General features: G+C 28.3%; 14 protein-coding genes. 8 read left to right on the top strand and 6 right to left on the bottom strand.

Annotated features, from left to right (window positions below; all coding sequences use genetic code 11):
• Positions 1–3: 3 nt before the first annotated feature.
• The gene (locus ACH5BF_RS09490; RefSeq protein WP_423274004.1) at positions 4–1,584 is read left to right on the top strand and encodes a secretin GspD/PilQ domain-containing protein; all 1,581 of its coding nucleotides are present in this window, start codon (positions 4–6) and stop codon (positions 1,582–1,584) included.
• An 11-nt stretch (positions 1,585–1,595) separates the two neighbouring features.
• Here the strand turns inward: ACH5BF_RS09490 and tgt are convergent, their stop codons facing one another.
• On the bottom strand, positions 1,596–2,714 hold the full coding sequence (gene tgt, locus ACH5BF_RS09485; protein ID WP_423274003.1) for a tRNA guanosine(34) transglycosylase Tgt: 1,119 nt from the start codon (positions 2,712–2,714) through the stop codon (positions 1,596–1,598).
• 43 nt (positions 2,715–2,757) lie between these two features.
• Positions 2,758–3,240 (bottom strand): response regulator, encoded by a 483-nt coding sequence (locus tag ACH5BF_RS09480; RefSeq protein WP_423274002.1) that lies wholly within the window; start codon positions 3,238–3,240, stop codon positions 2,758–2,760.
• 125 nt (positions 3,241–3,365) lie between these two features.
• Here ACH5BF_RS09480 and ACH5BF_RS09475 point away from each other — a divergent pair, with 125 nt between their 5' ends.
• The gene (locus ACH5BF_RS09475) at positions 3,366–4,808 is read left to right on the top strand and encodes a TolC family protein (protein WP_423274001.1); all 1,443 of its coding nucleotides are present in this window, start codon (positions 3,366–3,368) and stop codon (positions 4,806–4,808) included.
• A gap of 1 nt (position 4,809) precedes the next feature.
• The gene (locus ACH5BF_RS09470) at positions 4,810–6,447 is read left to right on the top strand and encodes a HAMP domain-containing sensor histidine kinase (protein ID WP_423274000.1); all 1,638 of its coding nucleotides are present in this window, start codon (positions 4,810–4,812) and stop codon (positions 6,445–6,447) included.
• Here the strand turns inward: ACH5BF_RS09470 and ACH5BF_RS09465 are convergent.
• On the bottom strand, positions 6,440–7,411 hold the full coding sequence (locus ACH5BF_RS09465; protein ID WP_423273999.1) for a hypothetical protein: 972 nt from the start codon (positions 7,409–7,411) through the stop codon (positions 6,440–6,442). The genes ACH5BF_RS09470 and ACH5BF_RS09465 overlap by 8 nt on opposite strands.
• A 188-nt stretch (positions 7,412–7,599) precedes the next feature.
• On the opposite strand from ACH5BF_RS09465, the gene ACH5BF_RS09460 reads away from it, so the two are divergent.
• The 5 genes from ACH5BF_RS09460 to nhaA all read left to right on the top strand — a co-directional run bounded on the left by ACH5BF_RS09460 (position 7,600) and on the right by nhaA (position 13,337).
• Entirely contained in the window at positions 7,600–9,033 is a 1,434-nt protein-coding gene (locus ACH5BF_RS09460) for a COG3400 family protein (protein ID WP_423273998.1), read from the top strand.
• A 19-nt stretch (positions 9,034–9,052) separates the two neighbouring features.
• Positions 9,053–10,189, top strand: coding sequence for a succinyldiaminopimelate transaminase (locus ACH5BF_RS09455; protein WP_423273997.1), 1,137 nt, complete (start codon positions 9,053–9,055; stop codon positions 10,187–10,189).
• Positions 10,176–10,757 (top strand): hypothetical protein, encoded by a 582-nt coding sequence (locus tag ACH5BF_RS09450; RefSeq protein WP_423273996.1) that lies wholly within the window; start codon positions 10,176–10,178, stop codon positions 10,755–10,757. The genes ACH5BF_RS09455 and ACH5BF_RS09450 overlap by 14 nt, the downstream gene beginning before the upstream one ends.
• Complete coding sequence (murC, locus tag ACH5BF_RS09445; protein WP_423273995.1) at positions 10,758–12,062, top strand: UDP-N-acetylmuramate--L-alanine ligase; 1,305 nt, start codon at positions 10,758–10,760, stop codon at positions 12,060–12,062. It begins immediately after the preceding gene.
• Positions 12,063–12,143: 81 nt separating this feature from the next.
• Entirely contained in the window at positions 12,144–13,337 is a 1,194-nt protein-coding gene (gene nhaA / locus ACH5BF_RS09440) for a Na+/H+ antiporter NhaA (RefSeq protein WP_423273994.1), read from the top strand.
• A gap of 16 nt (positions 13,338–13,353) precedes the next feature.
• Here the strand turns inward: nhaA and ACH5BF_RS09435 are convergent, their stop codons facing one another.
• The 3 genes from ACH5BF_RS09435 to ilvC are packed head-to-tail and all read right to left on the bottom strand — an operon-like array spanning position 13,354 to position 16,337.
• Complete coding sequence (locus ACH5BF_RS09435) at positions 13,354–14,133, bottom strand: DNA-processing protein DprA (protein WP_423273993.1); 780 nt, start codon at positions 14,131–14,133, stop codon at positions 13,354–13,356.
• A 40-nt stretch (positions 14,134–14,173) separates the two neighbouring features.
• Positions 14,174–15,274: a divergent polysaccharide deacetylase family protein gene (locus ACH5BF_RS09430; protein WP_423273992.1), complete on the bottom strand. Its 1,101-nt coding sequence runs from the start codon at positions 15,272–15,274 to the stop codon at positions 14,174–14,176.
• 40 nt (positions 15,275–15,314) lie between these two features.
• Positions 15,315–16,337, bottom strand: coding sequence for a ketol-acid reductoisomerase (gene ilvC / locus ACH5BF_RS09425; protein ID WP_423273991.1), 1,023 nt, complete (start codon positions 16,335–16,337; stop codon positions 15,315–15,317).
• Positions 16,338–16,420 lie beyond the last annotated feature (83 nt).

Raw genomic sequence — 16,420 nt, 5'->3', positions numbered from 1 at the left:
GTTATGAAAGTAATATTTAAAAGTTTATTTATTTTAGTTATATTTTTTAGTTTTTCAAATAGTAATGAGTTAATAAATAAAGATTTACATGATAAAAATATATCTGTAAGTAAGGGCTCATTTAAAGTTTTTGAATTTAAAAAAATGATAAAAAGTATTAAAGTAAGTGATGAGAATATGATTGATGTAGACTTTTTAGAAAGCTCTTCAAAGCCATTGCAAACTATAAAAGTTTTCACAAAACAACTTGGTAATGGAAATATTCTAGTTACTTTTTATGACTCTACTTCTATTCATATAAATATTAATATAACTGAAAACTTAAGTACTATTATTGATGTTGCAAAGTTTATTAGTCCAAAGCTAAAAATACAGCAAACTAATGGGAAAGTAATTTTAAGTGGAAGAGTAAAAAATCAGAAACAAAAAGATAAAATCTTAGATTTATTTAAAAAGGCAGGAATAAATCTAGAAACAGATTTAGTTGATTTAGCAACGCTTGAAAATCCAGATAAGATGGTAAGAATAAAACTTTATGCTGTTGAAGTGAACAATGATAAAGGTCTTGATTTAAAGAATAATTGGCTTGTTTCAAGTAAAAACTATATGAAAGTAATTACAGATGATAATAAGTATTATAATGAGCCACTAGACTCATATGGCGCTGGATATAGAGTTAAAACTTATAAAGAATCCGTAGATGCAGATGGCAATAGAACTATTGTTCCAGATACATGGGAGTCTATATCTGGTGCTGATAGAAGTTCAGTAAATAATCAAAGAAATGTATTAGTAAATGATGCAATTGATGAAATGATGGGGAAAGCAGTATCTTTAACAGGTGGATTAACTGGTGCAGCAAACTATCTTGGAAAATATTTTAATGTAGGTCTTACTTTAAACTACTTGTCTTCAAAAGGTGTAGCTGAGGTTTTAGATGAAACTACACTTTTAACATTAGAAAATCAAGATGCTGATTTTCTTGCAGGTGGAACTTTAAATATTAGAACACAAACTACAACTTCTCAAGGAATTCCAACAACAGAATTAAAAGAGATTAAGTATGGATTACAACTTAATATTAAAGCTAAAAATATAGTAGATGATAACTTCATAAAACTAAATATTGTTACAAAATCAAGTACAGCAGATTTCGCAAATACAGTTGATGGTATACCAAATATTACAGAAAAATCAATTACTACAAATGTAGTAGTAGCAAATAAATCAACTATAGTTTTAGGTGGTCTAATAAATAGAAAAAATGCAAGTGATATAGAAAAAATACCATTACTTGGAGATATTCCAGTACTAGGGTTTTTATTTACAAGTAAAGCCTTTAAAGAGGGTAAAAGTGAGTTAGTATTTTTTATAACACCTGAAATAGTTGATCCAAAAGTTAATAATCAACAACAAGAGTTTTTACAAAAAACTACATTTACAAAAGCTATAGATGAAAAGTTTGAGAGTGATAAAAAAGCAGTGCAAAAAGAGAAAAATAAAAGTTTTGATGAAGAAAAAAAGGAAAAAGAAGACTCACAAAGTTTACATGAACAAAGAGTAAAAGCTATTTTAGGATATTAAAAAAAGAGCTTTTAGGCTCTTTTTTCATAAAACTCTTTTCTAAAATCATCCCATCTATTTTCTAATATAGCCTCTCTTGCTTGTTTCATTAGATTTAAATAGTAATGAATATTGTGAATTGACGCAAGTCTGTAATAAGTCATTTCACCTGCTTTATATAAGTGATTTAAGTATGCTCTTGTAAAGTTTTGACAAGCATAGCAGTTACACTCTTCATCAATAGGACGAGGGTCTTCTTTAAATTCAGCTTTTCTAATATTCATTCTTCCAAATGATGTAAATAGTGTACCATTTCTTGCATTTCTAGTTGGCATAACACAATCAAACATATCAACACCTCTGTGAATGTTCTCAATTAAGTCTTCTGGTGTTCCAACTCCCATAAGGTATCTTGGTTTATCTTCTGGCATAAACTGTGTTGTCCACTCAACTGTATCATACATATCTTGGTTTGGTTCACCAACACTTAATCCACCAATAGCATATCCATCAAAATCAGTTAAACCACATAATTGCTCAGCACTTAATTTTCTAAACTCTTTATCTGTTCCACCTTGAATAATAGCAAAAATATTTTGGTCAACTCCAATTCCTTTTGCTTGTTGTTCTTTGTGGTAAGTTATAGCTTCTTTTGCCCACTTTGTAGTTCTCTCAATTGACTCCTTAATTCTCTCTTTTGTGTTTGGAAGAGCAACTAAATCATCTAAAATCATCATAATATCACTACCTAAATCATATTGTGTATCTAGTACACTTTGAGGTGTAAAGTAGTGTTTACTCCCATCAATATGTGATTTGAACATAATTCCATTATTATCAGGTTTTGAATTATCACTTAAAGAGAAAGCTTGAAAACCACCACTATCAGTTAAAAATGAGTTTGGAAATTTTGAAAAGCCATGAAGTCCACCAAATTTCTTGATTATTTTGCTTCCTGGTCTTAGATATAAATGGTAAGTATTTCCAAGTATGATTTTTGCACCCATACTAAGTAGGTCATTTGCATCCATTGCTTTTACAGTTGCTTGAGTTCCTACTGGCATGAATACAGGAGTTTGAATAGTGCTATGGGCTGTTTGGATAGTACAAGCCCTAGCTTTGTTTACAGTTGCGTCGATTTTAAATTGCATATATATTATTAACCTTGATTAAAATTTCGCAATTATATCTAAATTAAGTTGATAGTTTTTCTTCTAGTTGTTTTTTTAAACTCTCATTCTCTTCTTTTAGAGTTTTGATTTTTTTTAGTAGTTCTTTTTTCTCATTCACAGGCTCAATTGCCTTAGAAATTGACCTAATAATATTTCTAATATCAATAGGTTTGATTATATATGAAGTTACTCCAAGTTCTATTGCTTTTTTTAAATAACTTATATCTTGATGAGCAGTTGTGATTAAAACAGGTACATCTCTATCTATTTTTTTAATCTCTTCAATCATCTCTAAGCCATCCATATTTGGCATAGATAAATCAGTAACAATAATATCAATTTTGTCTTGATTTTCTTTAAATTTTTCCACTCCATCTTTTCCATCTACTGCTGAGATGATAGTGGCATTTACAAGTTCAAGAGTAACAATAGTGTTTTGCTGTATTGCGTGATCGTCTTCAACATATAATACAGTTATATCTTTTAACATTTGTTCATTAATCATTATATTTTGGCCTCTTTTGATAGCTAATAGTATCTATTGTTCTATAAAAAAGTTATTAAATTAAGCTTTAAATAATATTATTTAATTTTAGATATAATAACAAAAAATTTACCAAAAGGGTATAGATGAGATTACTGTTTGTTTTTGCGTTAAGTATTAGTTTCTTATTTTCTAAAGAATTAAAATCAATTACTTTAGAAGAGGCTATAGAAATAGCTTTAGATAATAATAAAAGAAATAAAGTATCAAAACTAGCATTAGAGGTTGCAAATGCTCAATACAACCAAGCTTTAAGTGCAAACTATCCAACAATAAATGCAATGTTAGTTGGGATTAGAAATAATGAAGACTTAAACTTTCAAATGAAAGGAAATATTTCATTGCCTTCAAATACAGCAAAATCATTAGCTATGGTTGAAGCAATGTTAGGTGGACTTGATGCTACAAATGCAAGGAACTATATAAATAGTTTACCCGCATCAACTTTTTCTAATGCTTCGCTTTCTTTAGACACTGATGTAAAAGCAGCAGGTAGAGATACAGTAAAAGGTTCATTAAACTTACAATATCCAGTTTATACAGGTGGAAAAATCTCAGCAATTATTGAACAAGCTAAACTAAATAAGCAGATCGCTTTTAATGCTATGAAAAGAGAAGAAGAGAATGTAGTATTTGATACTAAAAAATATTTTTATGGATATGTTTTAACAAATGAACTACATAAAATTGCAAAAGAGTCTTATGAAAGAATGCAGTTTATCTCTGATTTAACAAAAAAGTTTTATGAAAGTGGAGAGTCTTTGAGTGTTAAAAAAACTGACTATTTATCAGTTCAAGTAACAGTAACATTAATCGAATCAGTAGTTTCAAAACTTGAAGCAAATAGAAATCTTGTTAAATCAGCACTTATAAACTCAATGGGATTATCTTGGGATAGTGATATAAATATCTCTTACACTAACAGATTAGTTCCTCCAAACTATACTTTAGCAAAACTTGTGGAAGATGCTTATAAAACAAATAAAGATATAAATGAAATGGATATAGCTTTAAAAGTTACTAGTGAGCAAATAAAAGAAAAAAAAGCAGGGCATTATCCAACATTAGCTTTTATGGGTGAAATCTCTCAAACATATAACTCTTATAAATATGGATTTTTAAATGAAGACCAAGAGAATAGATGGAATATTGGTTTTGCTGCAAATCTGCCTTTATTTGATGGATTTAAAACTACAAGTGAAGTAGAAGAAAAAGTTGCTCAAAAAAAGAAAATGTATCTATTAAGAGATATGTTAAAAGATGCAGTTGCAATGCAAATTAAAAATGAGTTAACAAATGCGTTAATAGGTTTTAAACAAATTAAAACACTTAAAAAAGCAAAGAAACTTGCAAAAGATAGCAGAGAATTAAATATAAGAGCTTATCAGATTGAAGCAGTTGAACCTGAAGATGTAGTTCAATCTCAATATATAGAAGCTTATGTTAAAGCTGATTATTTAAAATATGTTCATGACTATTTAATCTCTTTAGCAAAAATAGATAAATTAGTAGGAAAAGAGTTAAAATAGTATGGAATCAAATTACAGTAGAAATCGATTATTTAAAAAAGTTTATGTTCTTCTTTTTTTAGGAATAACTTTAATTACTATCACTTTTGCTGTAATTGGAGTATCTTTACAAAAAAAAGCTGTATTAGAACTAATGGAGTCGGAAGCTAAAAGTTTAGCTCAATCAATAACTTTTGTGATTTCAAAGTCTTTATTAATTGAAGATGATTCATCAATTATTGATTTTAATAAACAGTATATTAAAAAAGCAGATAGAGTAAAAAGTATAATTGTCTCAAAATCAAATAAAAAAGATTTCTTTATCATAAAAAAAGAGTCGTGGGAACATAAGCAAGAGGTATCAAACTCTTTAGTAAAAATGCAAAAAGACATACCTTCAAATAGTATGCTTTACTCAAAAATATTAGATGAAGAGGTTTTTCATTATGTTTATCCTATGCAAATTTCAGGTATTACTTGGGGATGGTTGCATATTAGTTTAGACTTGGAAAAATACTATGAAAAACTTGAACATTTATATACACAGTATCTTGTGCTATTTATATCTTTTACAATATTAGGTTTTATCATTTCCTTTTATATTGCAAAAACTTTTGTAAGACCAATTGTTGAACTTAACAAAACAGTTTCAAAAGTAAGTTCAGACAACTTAGATGTAATAAAAGTTGATAATGTTAGTAATGATGAGGTAGGAGAACTTACAAAAGCTTTTAATTCTATGATATCTCAATTAAGTTCATCACAAAAAAATCTTAAAAAATATCAAGCAGACTTAGAAAAAAGAGTACAAGAAAGAACAGCTGATTTAGAAAAAGCTAATAAAAGTTTAAATGAAAAATCAGCGCAATTAGAAGAGTTAAATAGAAGTCTTGATACGAAAGTAAAAAAAGAGATTGAAAAAAGAAAAGAGCAAGAACAAATGCTTTTACAGCAATCAAGACTTGCTGCAATGGGTGAAATGGTAGGAAATATCGCCCATCAGTGGAGACAGCCTTTAAATGCTTTAGGTATTATTATTCAAAATATTGATTTATCATATAAAATTGGTAAATTAAATGAAGAGTTTATGAAAAAATCAATTGATGAGTCTTTAGATTTAACAACTATGATGTCTAAAACTATTGATGATTTTAGAAACTTCTTTATACCAAATAAGAGAAAAGAAAACTTCTTGTTACATGAGAGTTTAAATAGCTCTTTAGAGTTAATTGGTTCAACTTTTAAAAACTATAATATTCATGTTAATAAAGATATTGATAAAGGCTTAGAAGTTTATGGTTTTCCAAATGAATTTGCTCAAGCCTTACTAAATGTATTATCAAATGCAAAAGATGCTTTAATTGAAAAAAGAATTAGTAAACCACAGGTTTGTGTTAAGTTAAAAAACTATGATGGTGTGGGAAAAATATTTATAAGTGATAATGCAGGTGGAATTGATGAATCTGTTATGCTTAAAATATTTGAGCCATATTTTACTACTAAAGAGCAAGGAAAGGGTACTGGAATTGGTCTTTATATGTCAAAAATGATTATTGAACAAAATATGAAGGGTAAAATTTATGCTAAGAATATTGAAAATGGCGTAAGTTTTATTATTGAGATACCTTTAAAACAAAAAGATGAAGATAAAACTATTTAGTTAGTTTTACCGTATCTTTTGTTTTTGTTCCAATAATTTTTAGATGAAATTCAAATTCATCATAGTCTCCATTAACTTTTTTATATGTTGTACTTGGATTTGTCAAAAGTTGAACCTCAATAAATTTATCAATAATCAGATTATCAGCTGTACTACCACATTCAAAAAGTGCCATGTGCATTTTAGCTCCAGTTAAATCATAAGAGTTTTCTAAATTTTTAAAAGATTGACTTATTTGTTTTGGGTCATTATCTTGTTCCTTTGCTAAAGAATCAACCATAGGAACACAAAAGTCATTATATACATCTGTCTCTAAAACCGATTGATCATTTCTAATAAAACCATCATCAGTATAAAAATATTTTATATCATTTTTAAAGTGTGACCAATTTGAATTACCAGTTGCCGTACAAGCATCGCCTAAATCAATTCCATAAAATTCATCATAATCTGTATCTGTATATCCTCTATGACCACTTAAATTGAATGTTATAATATTGTCTTTAAATAAATGTGAATCATCACATCCATTTATCCCAAAGGGTGCTAAGTCTTTAGTCTCTTTCAAGTCCTCAATTGTTGCTATTGAAAGTGTTTTTAAATCAAAGCTCGCTAAATCAATAAATTTATACCAAAAGGTATCATGTTTATAATTAGGAAGAGAAACTGTAACTGTATAAGGATCAGAGATAAAATCCCAAGTATAGGTAATTTCATCTTTTATTTCTAAACCCAATGGAGTTTGAGCTAAGATATCATTTGCAATAGTTTCAGCATTATCAGTATCCATTTCAACATCAATATAGTATTTTGCAGCAGCTAAAGCGGCATTGTCTGTTAAACTTTTAAGCTTATAATATTTGTTTCTAGCCTCAACATCATCTAATAGTGTTGCTCCAATTATAATCAAAGTTGCAAATAAAAATATACCTAACATAATTTGGTCGATAAATGCTTTTTTCATGGCTATCCTTTTCTTTAAATATTATAACATATAAAGATTGATTTTAAAAAGCATTAAGGTAGAAGTAATATCTTAAATAATTTTATAAAAGCCTATTTAAAAGAATTTATAAATATAAATAATTTTATTGAAGAGATGAGTGTTTTTATTAAAATCTACTATTAATTTAATTAAGATATAATGTCAAAATGAAAAAGATATTGATAATTTTAGATGGTATTGTTGCTAAGAAGCTAATGCATAGAATTGTTGAAGCAAACACTAATGATAATGCATATGATGTTATTTACATGAGTGATTTAATACTACCTGTTCAAAAGCCTTCTAACTTCACTTTTTACAAATTTGACCCAACTTCAAAATCAAAACTAGCAATGGTTTTAGACAAAAATATTCATACAGAAGTTTTAATTGCTTTAAACTCAAAAGATGAAATGATAAATGTTATAAAAAACATCAGAGAGCATAAACAAAACCTTCAAATGAATGTACTTGACTATTGGGGATTAGAAGTTGATGATCCTCATGTAAATGTTTATAAAGGTATTGAAGTTTTAGCAAATGGAATGGTTGAAAGACTTCCAAATATTCCTGTTGTTGCTCAAAATATTGGTCTTAAGCAGGGTGAAATTATGGAGATTAGGATTCCATTTGGAAGTTCATATGCTTATAGATATATAGGTTCAATTGAACAAAAAAAATGGAAAATTTTCGCTTTATACAGAAATCAACAACTTCTTACAATAAAACCCTCACTAGTTTTAAAACCCAATGATGTTATTTTAGTAGTTGGTAAACCTTATGTTTTAATGCAAGTATTTAATGCTATTGGTAAAAACCAAGGGCAATTCCCAATGCCATTTGGACATAATATTTATCTATATTTAGATTTATACTTACAAGATGAAGAGAGTGTAAAAAAAGCTATTTTAGAGGCTAAGTATTTAAACCAAAGACTAAAAAATGGAAAATTAATAGTTAGAATTACTAGACCAACTACAGTTGGAATAATGAATTTTATAAAAGATGAATTAAGACATTTCCCGACTATTACATTAAGAATTGATTATGCAAATAGTGGTTTATTTAAAATACTAAGAGAAGATTTTAGAAGATTTGATATTGGTATGATTATATTAACTCAAGAGATGTTTAAAGACAAAGAAGCAATTGCTGGAATAATAAATCTTAAAATCCCAGTATTTAAGCTTGGAAAAGAGAAACTAAAATCTATAAAAAATACAGTAGTACTTTTAAATGATACAGCGTCTTATGAACAAATCTCTCCTATGGTATTTGATGTGGCAAGTCAAATAAAAACAAAAACTAAAATATTTGATTTAGACCCAATTGGAGAAGAGGAAGATAAATCAAATCTTTTAGATCATTTTGAGAATTTAGCTAAGATATTTAATGAAAAAGTTGAGATTATCTCAACAACTGAGAACCCAATAAGAAAGCTAAAAAAAGAGAAAAATATGCTTCAAATCTTGCCATTGAAAAAAGAGATGTTCAAAAAAAGATTCTCTTTTAAATTTATTTATACAAATACAGATTTCATATCTTTTGACATGAATCAATATAATCAACTGTTAATCCCAGTTGTTGAAGAACAAAACTAAATTAAGGATAAGTTTTATAATGAATTTTGAAAAATACCCTTTTGAAAAATTAAATGAACTACTTGCTGATGTAGTTCCAAATGAAGAATATGAATTATCAGCGTTAACAATAGGTGAACCTAAATTTGAAACTCCTGGATTTATTCAAGAGACTTTAAAAGAAACAACTTCTTCTTTAAAAAAATATCCTGCAAGTGCTGGATTACCAGAATTAAAACAAGCAATGGTAAATTTTGTAAAAGAGAGATTTGATGTTGATTTAAAACAAAGTGAAGTAATTCCTACTTTTGGTACAAGAGAAGCACTTTTTAACTTTCCTCAATTTGCACTTTTTGATAAGAAAAATCCAGTTATGGCTTTTACAAATCCATTTTATCAAATTTATGAAGGTGCAGCTATTGCAAGTAGAGCAGAGGTTATTCATATTGATTTAACTAAAGAGAATGATTTCAAAGCAAACTTAAGTGATGAAGAACTGAAAAGATGTGATTTAGTAATTTTAAACTTCCCAAACAATCCAACTTCAGCAGAAATGACAAAAGAAGAGTTAGGTGTATGGGTTAAGAAAGCTTTAGAGTTTGATTTTATTTTAATAAATGATGAGTGTTATTCAGAGATTTATTTTGATGAAAAAGATAAACCAGCATCTCTTTTAGAAGCTAGTATAGAAGTTGGAAATAGAAGTTTTAAAAATGTTTTAGTAATGAACTCTATCTCAAAAAGAAGTTCAGCTCCAGGACTTAGATCAGGTTTTGTAGCAGGTGATGAAGAGATTTTAAAGAACTATTTACAATATAGAACATATGTAGGTTGTGCATCTCCTGTGCCTTTACAAATAACTGCAGCAGTAGCTTGGAATAATAAAGAGCATGTTGATGAATTTAGAGCAGTTTACAAAGAGAACTTTGAACTTGCAAAAGAGATTTTAGGTATAAACCCTCCAAAAGCAACTTTTTATATTTGGCTTGAAGTAAAAGATGAATTAGAGTTTACGAAAGAACTTTATAGACAAAAACATATAAAAGTTTTACCAGGAAGTTTCTTAGGAAGAAATGGTATTGGTAAAGGTTATGTAAGAATTGCATTAGTAGAAAACGCTCAAAAAACAAAAGAAGTATTAACAAGATTAAAGGATTTTATTGATGGACAAAAATGAGTTATTTGAAGCAAGAACAAACCCAGATTTTTTAAAGTATTTAGAAGAAACTAGAGTTTCTTCTATGAAAAATAAAGATATTTCAGCTATGTATGAAACATTAGATTCTATGCTAGTTTTAGGTTTAGATGAAGAGAATATAAACTCTTTATATGAAGCTATTTTAAAAACAGCATTTGAAAATGTTGAAGTTATAGTAAATGAAAATAAAAAATTAGACTTGCTTGATAATAACTTACTTTATGTTAGAGCTTTTTATGAACACGCAATAGAAAAATGGTCTTATGATAATTTTGATGGAGCGCAAGAGTTAGTATTTGTTTTAGCAAATATTATTGAAGATGAGATTTTAGAACAAGCTTTAAATGTACTTTTAGTAGTTCTAGATAAAAAAATACCATTAGATGACTTTTATGAAACAGAAGTTAATTTAGATACAAATAGTACAAATGAAAAGTATGGATACTTTTTAGTTGACTTTAAATTTAATCCAAATCAATATCTTGAAGAGAACAAAGAACTTTTACAAGATGTATACAAAAAATTACAACCATTACTGGACGCATAGATGAAAGTACATTTTATAGGAATAGGTGGAATAGGGCTTTCAGCTTTAGCTAGATTTTTGAAACATGATGGTCATGAAGTTTGTGGTTCTGATATGAAAAGTACTCCTATTACAAAAGAGTTAGAAAAAGAGGGTATTAAAGTTTCATGCCCTCAAGATGCTTCAAATATTGCTGATGATTTAGATTTAGTAATTTATTCAGCAGCTGTAACAGATGAAAATCCAGAGCTAATTGAGTCAAGATTAAAACAAATCAGAACTCTTTCAAGAAAAGAAGCATTACCTATTATCTTAGGTGATAAGAAGAACTATTGTGTGGCAGGTGCCCATGGAAAATCTACTACAACAGCGATTTTAGCCTCAATTTTAGATAGTTCAGCACTTATTGGAGCAATCTCTAAGGATTTTGGTTCAAACTTTAGATATGTAAATGATTTAGTTGCTTTTGAAGCAGATGAATCAGATGCATCATTTTTACTTTCAAATCCTTATTGTTCAGTTGTAACAAATGCAGAGCCTGAACATATGGAATATTACCATTATGATTATGAGAAATTTTTTCAAGCATATGAGAAGTTTATTAATCTTGGGCAAAAAAATGTATTAAATGGTGAAGATGAGTACATCAAAAAATTAAATATTAAAAATCCTAACTTTTTATATCCAAGTGCAGATATTAAAAACTTATGTTTTTTATTAAAAGAGGGTGAACCTTTTACTAGATTTGATTTAAAAGATTTAGGTTCATTTGAAGTTTGGGGATTTGGTTATCATATTGCATTAGATGCTTCTTTAGCTATTTTAGCTGCATTAGAAGAGCTTGATGTTGAAACTATTAGAAAAAATCTTTTAAACTATAAGGGTATTAAAAAGAGATTTGATATTGTTCAAAAAAATGACAATATGGTTGTAATTGATGATTATGCTCACCATCCAACAGAAATAGAAGCAACGATGAAATCAGTTGAAGTATATGACAACCTTACAAATTTAAACAAAAGAGTTGTAATTTGGCAACCTCATAAATACTCAAGAACATATGATAATTTAGAAGGTTTCAAAAAATGTTTTAGAAGATGTGATGAGTTAGTGATTCTTCCAATTTGGACAATTCCTGGTGAACAAGTGTTACAAATTGATTTTGAAAAAGAGTTTGCTTCTTATAATCCAGTTTTTGCTGATAGACTTAAAACTAGCGATGGAAAAATTGAACTTATTAAAGATGATAAAATTGTAGCTGTATTAGATGAAGGTATAGTTTTAGGTGTTGGTGCAGGAGATATTACTTATCAATTAAGACACTAATTTATTTTTTTAACTAAAAGTAAACATATTTGTAATAGAATAATAACTAAAACCAACTATTTTTAAAAAGGTGGTAATAATATGAAGGTTTTAGTTAGAAAATTTTTAAAAAACGAATCAACCTCTGGTATTATCTTAATGGTTGTAACTTGTATTGCTTTAATCTTTAGCAATACATTTTTATCAGATTTTTATAATACCTTCTTACATACACCAATAGTTTTTAAAATTGGTGATTTTCTTGATATTTCAAAACCTTTAATTTTATGGGTAAATGATGGCCTTATGGCTGTATTCTTTTTACTCATAGGTTTAGAGATAAAAAGAGAGCTTATTTTAGGGCATCTCTCTTCTTTTTCAAAGATTGCACTACCTGGTATTGCTGCAATTGGAGGGATGTTAGTTCCTGCTTTATTTTTCGTATTCTTTAATTATAATGATGAATTTGCTTTAAGAGGATGGGCGATTCCAACAGCAACTGATATTGCTTTTGCTTTAGGGATTGTAGCTTTATTAGGTAAAAGAGTGCCTAACTCACTTAAGATATTTTTGATGGCACTTGCTATTTTTGATGATTTAGGAGCAATATTAATTATTGCATTTTTCTATACTTCTTCTTTATCTTTTGAGGCTCTTGCCTTAGCCTTTTTTACAATAATAATATTATATTTGATGAATAAAATGCAAATAAAACTAATAGGTGCATATGTAATTGTAGGTGTTTTTTTATGGGTGTTTATATTGAAATCTGGAATACATGCAACTTTAACAGGTATTATTTTAGCCTTTGCTATACCTTTAAATATGGTTGATGAAGAGAAACACAAAAGAATTTCTCCTGTAAAAACTCTTCAACATCATATTCATTTTTGGGTTGCTTTTTATGTATTACCTATTTTTGCTTTTGTAAATGCTGGAATTGATTTAAGAGAAATGTCAATTGAGAAAATCTCTAATCCTGTTTCATTAGGAATTATTTTAGGTTTATTTTTAGGTAAACAAATAGGTGTATTTTTATTTACATTACTTGCTGTTAAATTAAAATTAGCAAAACTTCCTAAGTGTACAACATGGCTTCAAATATATGGAATATCCATATTAACTGGTATAGGATTTACAATGAGTTTATTTATTGACTCATTGGCATATAGTGATTCTGATGCCTTTTTTTATACAGATAAATTAGCTATTTTAATAGGTTCAATTTTATCTGGAATTATTGGTTACACTGTTTTACGATTTACAAAATCAAAAAAATATTGTAGCGTAGACTAAACTTCCTTAGGGAAGTTTATATAACAAAAACTTTTCCATTTTTAATCTCAATTTTTCCTAATAGTTCGTATTCAAAAACCTTATCAGAATATTTTAAAATAGCTTCATCATAAGTTGGTGATTCTTTACAGTAAGTTAAAAACTCATCATTCTCATAACATACAGATATACTTCTTCCTGTAATTGTCTCTATAAACTCATCAATATCATAAATAACTTCGCAAAGCCCTTTTTTTATTAGTTCTTGAGTACCTAAGCTTTCATTTATTCTATGTGGTAGTGTATAGACTTTTTTACCCATATTTAAAGCATATTCAATTGAGCGTAAACTACCAGAATTCAAATCAGCTTGAGTTACTATTAAAACTTCTCCTAGTGAAACAACTATTTCATTTCTTAATACAAAAGTATAACTTCTTGCTTTTTCACCAGTATTATATGCAGATAATACAAGTCCATTGTTCTCAATATCATTAATTAATGTTTTATTGATACTTGGGTATCTAATATCTAAGCCATTTGCAACAACAGCTATAGTATTTTGTGCTCCTGCTGCTTTATGAGCTATCGCATCTACTCCCATCGCAGCACCACTAACAATAGTAATATTATGACTAGATAGTTTTATTGAGAGTTTATGTGTGAACTCTTTTGTATAGGAGTTAGGCTTTCTTGTTCCAACAATAGAAACCATCTTATTTTCTAGAAGTTTACTATTACCAATATAAAAAAGTTTTTTTGGATAATTCTTCATGCTATGAAGTTGTGGTATTTGAAAATCTATAGTCTTAATCATAATATCTCTTTATAATAAAATAAATTATTATATCAAGATTTTATAAATAAGGCAATTCGTTTACAAAAATAGGTTCTAATCCCTCAAGTAAGTGTTTTGATTCTCTAAGAACTTTGATAGTCATAGAGTGAGGATGTCCAATAGCTATAGCATAACCTCTTTTTTTAGCTATTGAGATAGCTTTTTTTAGTTGATTTTGAATATAGTCATACTCTTTTACATTATCTATAAAAGTATTTCTAACAATATAAGGCATATTGTATTTTTCAGCCATTTGCTTTGCTACTGATTTAGATGTTGTTCTACTATCTACAAAAATAAAGTTATACTTTTTTAAAGCTCTAAATAGTTTATCCATAGCCTCTTCATTTTGTGTAAATACAGAACCTGTATGATTATTTGTAAAAACAGCATTTGGATACCATTTTCTTAGATTTTTAACTCTTTGTTCTATCTCTTCATATGTATCTGTAACTTTTAAAGTTTTCTTCTCTGCACCTTTAAATTTGCTTGATGCTTGCATGGGAAAGTGAATCATATGAAAAGGTAAATCTTGTGCAATTTCTGCTGAATTTGGATGACCTTTTGTAGGAGGAAGAAAAGCCATATTTACTTTATATCCAATATCTAAAATAGCTTTTTTTTGTCTTGATGAGCTTACATCATCAATCATAATAACTATTTTAGGTTTGCTTATTCCATCATATTTATAAAGAGACTTTTTAATAAATTCTGATTTATTATCAGCTTTTACTTCTATTTTAGGCTCTTTTTTTGGTAGAGGCTTAAGTTCTTCTATAGTCTCTTTTTTCTTTTCTATTTCTTCTTTAATTTGTTTGATAGGTTTATCAATATGGTCTTTATCAAACTCTTGTGTATACTCTTCAAAAGCTTCTTTTGGATGATCTTCTAACTTAAAGAACTCTTTTAATTTCTCTTCTTGGAAGTGCTTAATTGATTCTTTTTCAATTATAGTTTTATTAGTATCTTTTTTTTCATTTTGCATAATAAAATAGCTAAGAGCTGAAGCTATGAATGCAAATAAAAATACTAATAAAAATATATTTATTAGTTTTAATTTTGATATAGGAGTATTGTTTTTATTTTTTTTGGGTGATTTTTTTTTGTTTTTTTTAGTCATAGAAGAAACTAATTTAAGGAAGAAACTTCCTTAAATTATATTAGTTTTTGTCTTGTTGAACGATTTTTTTCTCAGCAATCCATGGCATCATAGATCTTAATTGAGAACCAGTTTGCTCAATTAAAGAAGCTCTGTTGTTCTTTCTTTCAGCATTCATTCTTGGGTATCCAGCTTGACCTTCTAAGATGAAGTCTTTAGCAAATCTACCATCTTGAATCTCAGCTAATAATTCTTTCATTGCAGCTTTAGATTCATCATTGATGATTCTCTTACCAGCAATATAATCACCGTACTCAGCAGTATTAGAAATAGAATATCTCATATCAGCAATTCCACCTTCGTACATTAAGTCAACGATTAATTTTAACTCATGTAAACACTCGAAGTATGCCATCATTGGATCATATCCAGCTTCAGTTAAAGTTTCGAAACCAGCTTGAACTAATGCAGTTGCTCCACCACATAATACAGCTTGCTCACCGAATAAATCAGTTTCAGTTTCATCTTTGAAAGTAGTTTCAATAATACCAGTTCTTCCTCCACCTACAGCAGAAGCGTAAGATTTAGCTAATTCTAAAGCAGAACCAGATGCATCTTGGTGAATTGCGATTAAGTCAGGAATTCCTCCACCTTTAACAAATTCAGATCTTACAGTGTGACCTGGAGCTTTAGGAGCAACCATGATTACATCATTAGAAGCTTCTGGTGCAATTCTTCCGTAGTGAATGTTAAACCCGTGTCCAAATGCTAATGTTGCATCAGCTTTTAAGTTAGGCTTAATTTCGTTAGCGTAGATATCAGCTTGGTTTTCATCTGGTAATAAAATCATTACTACATCAGCATCAGCAGTTGCTTCACCAACAGTTTTAACTTCGAAACCTTTAGCTTCAGCTTTAGCCCAAGAAGAACCACCTTTTCTTAAACCAACAACAACTTCTACACCAGAATCTCTTAAGTTTTCTGCGTGTGCGTGCCCTTGTGAACCAAATCCAATCATTGCTACTTTTTTAGATTTGATTAATTCGATATTACAATCTTTGTCATAGTATACATTTAATGCCATTACTTAACCCTCAGTAAAAATTTTTGTGATTATATCCAAACAAAACTAAAAGTTTGAGAAAAGTTATTAAAATTGACTAATTA

Origin of the sequence: Arcobacter pernae (assembly GCF_049472135.1) — a bacterium.
Classification (GTDB): domain Bacteria; phylum Campylobacterota; class Campylobacteria; order Campylobacterales; family Arcobacteraceae; genus Arcobacter_B.
This window is presented reverse-complemented; position numbering and strand designations above follow the sequence as displayed.

What these genes read in the sequence shown, in the direction of transcription:
- ACH5BF_RS09480 (WP_423274002.1), bottom strand. Translation starts at nt 3,240, where the DNA reads ATGATTAATGAACAAATGTTAAAAGATATAACTGTATTATATGTTGAA.
- ACH5BF_RS09465 (WP_423273999.1), bottom strand. Translation starts at nt 7,411, where the DNA reads ATGAAAAAAGCATTTATCGACCAAATTATGTTAGGTATATTTTTATTT.
- ACH5BF_RS09460 (WP_423273998.1), top strand. Translation starts at nt 7,600, where the DNA reads ATGAAAAAGATATTGATAATTTTAGATGGTATTGTTGCTAAGAAGCTA.
- nhaA (WP_423273994.1), top strand. Translation starts at nt 12,144, where the DNA reads ATGAAGGTTTTAGTTAGAAAATTTTTAAAAAACGAATCAACCTCTGGT.
- ACH5BF_RS09430 (WP_423273992.1), bottom strand. Translation starts at nt 15,274, where the DNA reads ATGACTAAAAAAAACAAAAAAAAATCACCCAAAAAAAATAAAAACAAT.
- tgt (WP_423274003.1), bottom strand. Translation starts at nt 2,714, where the DNA reads ATGCAATTTAAAATCGACGCAACTGTAAACAAAGCTAGGGCTTGTACT.
- ACH5BF_RS09435 (WP_423273993.1), bottom strand. Translation starts at nt 14,133, where the DNA reads ATGATTAAGACTATAGATTTTCAAATACCACAACTTCATAGCATGAAG.
- ACH5BF_RS09475 (WP_423274001.1), top strand. Translation starts at nt 3,366, where the DNA reads ATGAGATTACTGTTTGTTTTTGCGTTAAGTATTAGTTTCTTATTTTCT.
- ACH5BF_RS09455 (WP_423273997.1), top strand. Translation starts at nt 9,053, where the DNA reads ATGAATTTTGAAAAATACCCTTTTGAAAAATTAAATGAACTACTTGCT.
- ilvC (WP_423273991.1), bottom strand. Translation starts at nt 16,337, where the DNA reads ATGGCATTAAATGTATACTATGACAAAGATTGTAATATCGAATTAATC.
- ACH5BF_RS09450 (WP_423273996.1), top strand. Translation starts at nt 10,176, where the DNA reads ATGGACAAAAATGAGTTATTTGAAGCAAGAACAAACCCAGATTTTTTA.
- ACH5BF_RS09490 (WP_423274004.1), top strand. Translation starts at nt 4, where the DNA reads ATGAAAGTAATATTTAAAAGTTTATTTATTTTAGTTATATTTTTTAGT.
- ACH5BF_RS09470 (WP_423274000.1), top strand. Translation starts at nt 4,810, where the DNA reads ATGGAATCAAATTACAGTAGAAATCGATTATTTAAAAAAGTTTATGTT.
- murC (WP_423273995.1), top strand. Translation starts at nt 10,758, where the DNA reads ATGAAAGTACATTTTATAGGAATAGGTGGAATAGGGCTTTCAGCTTTA.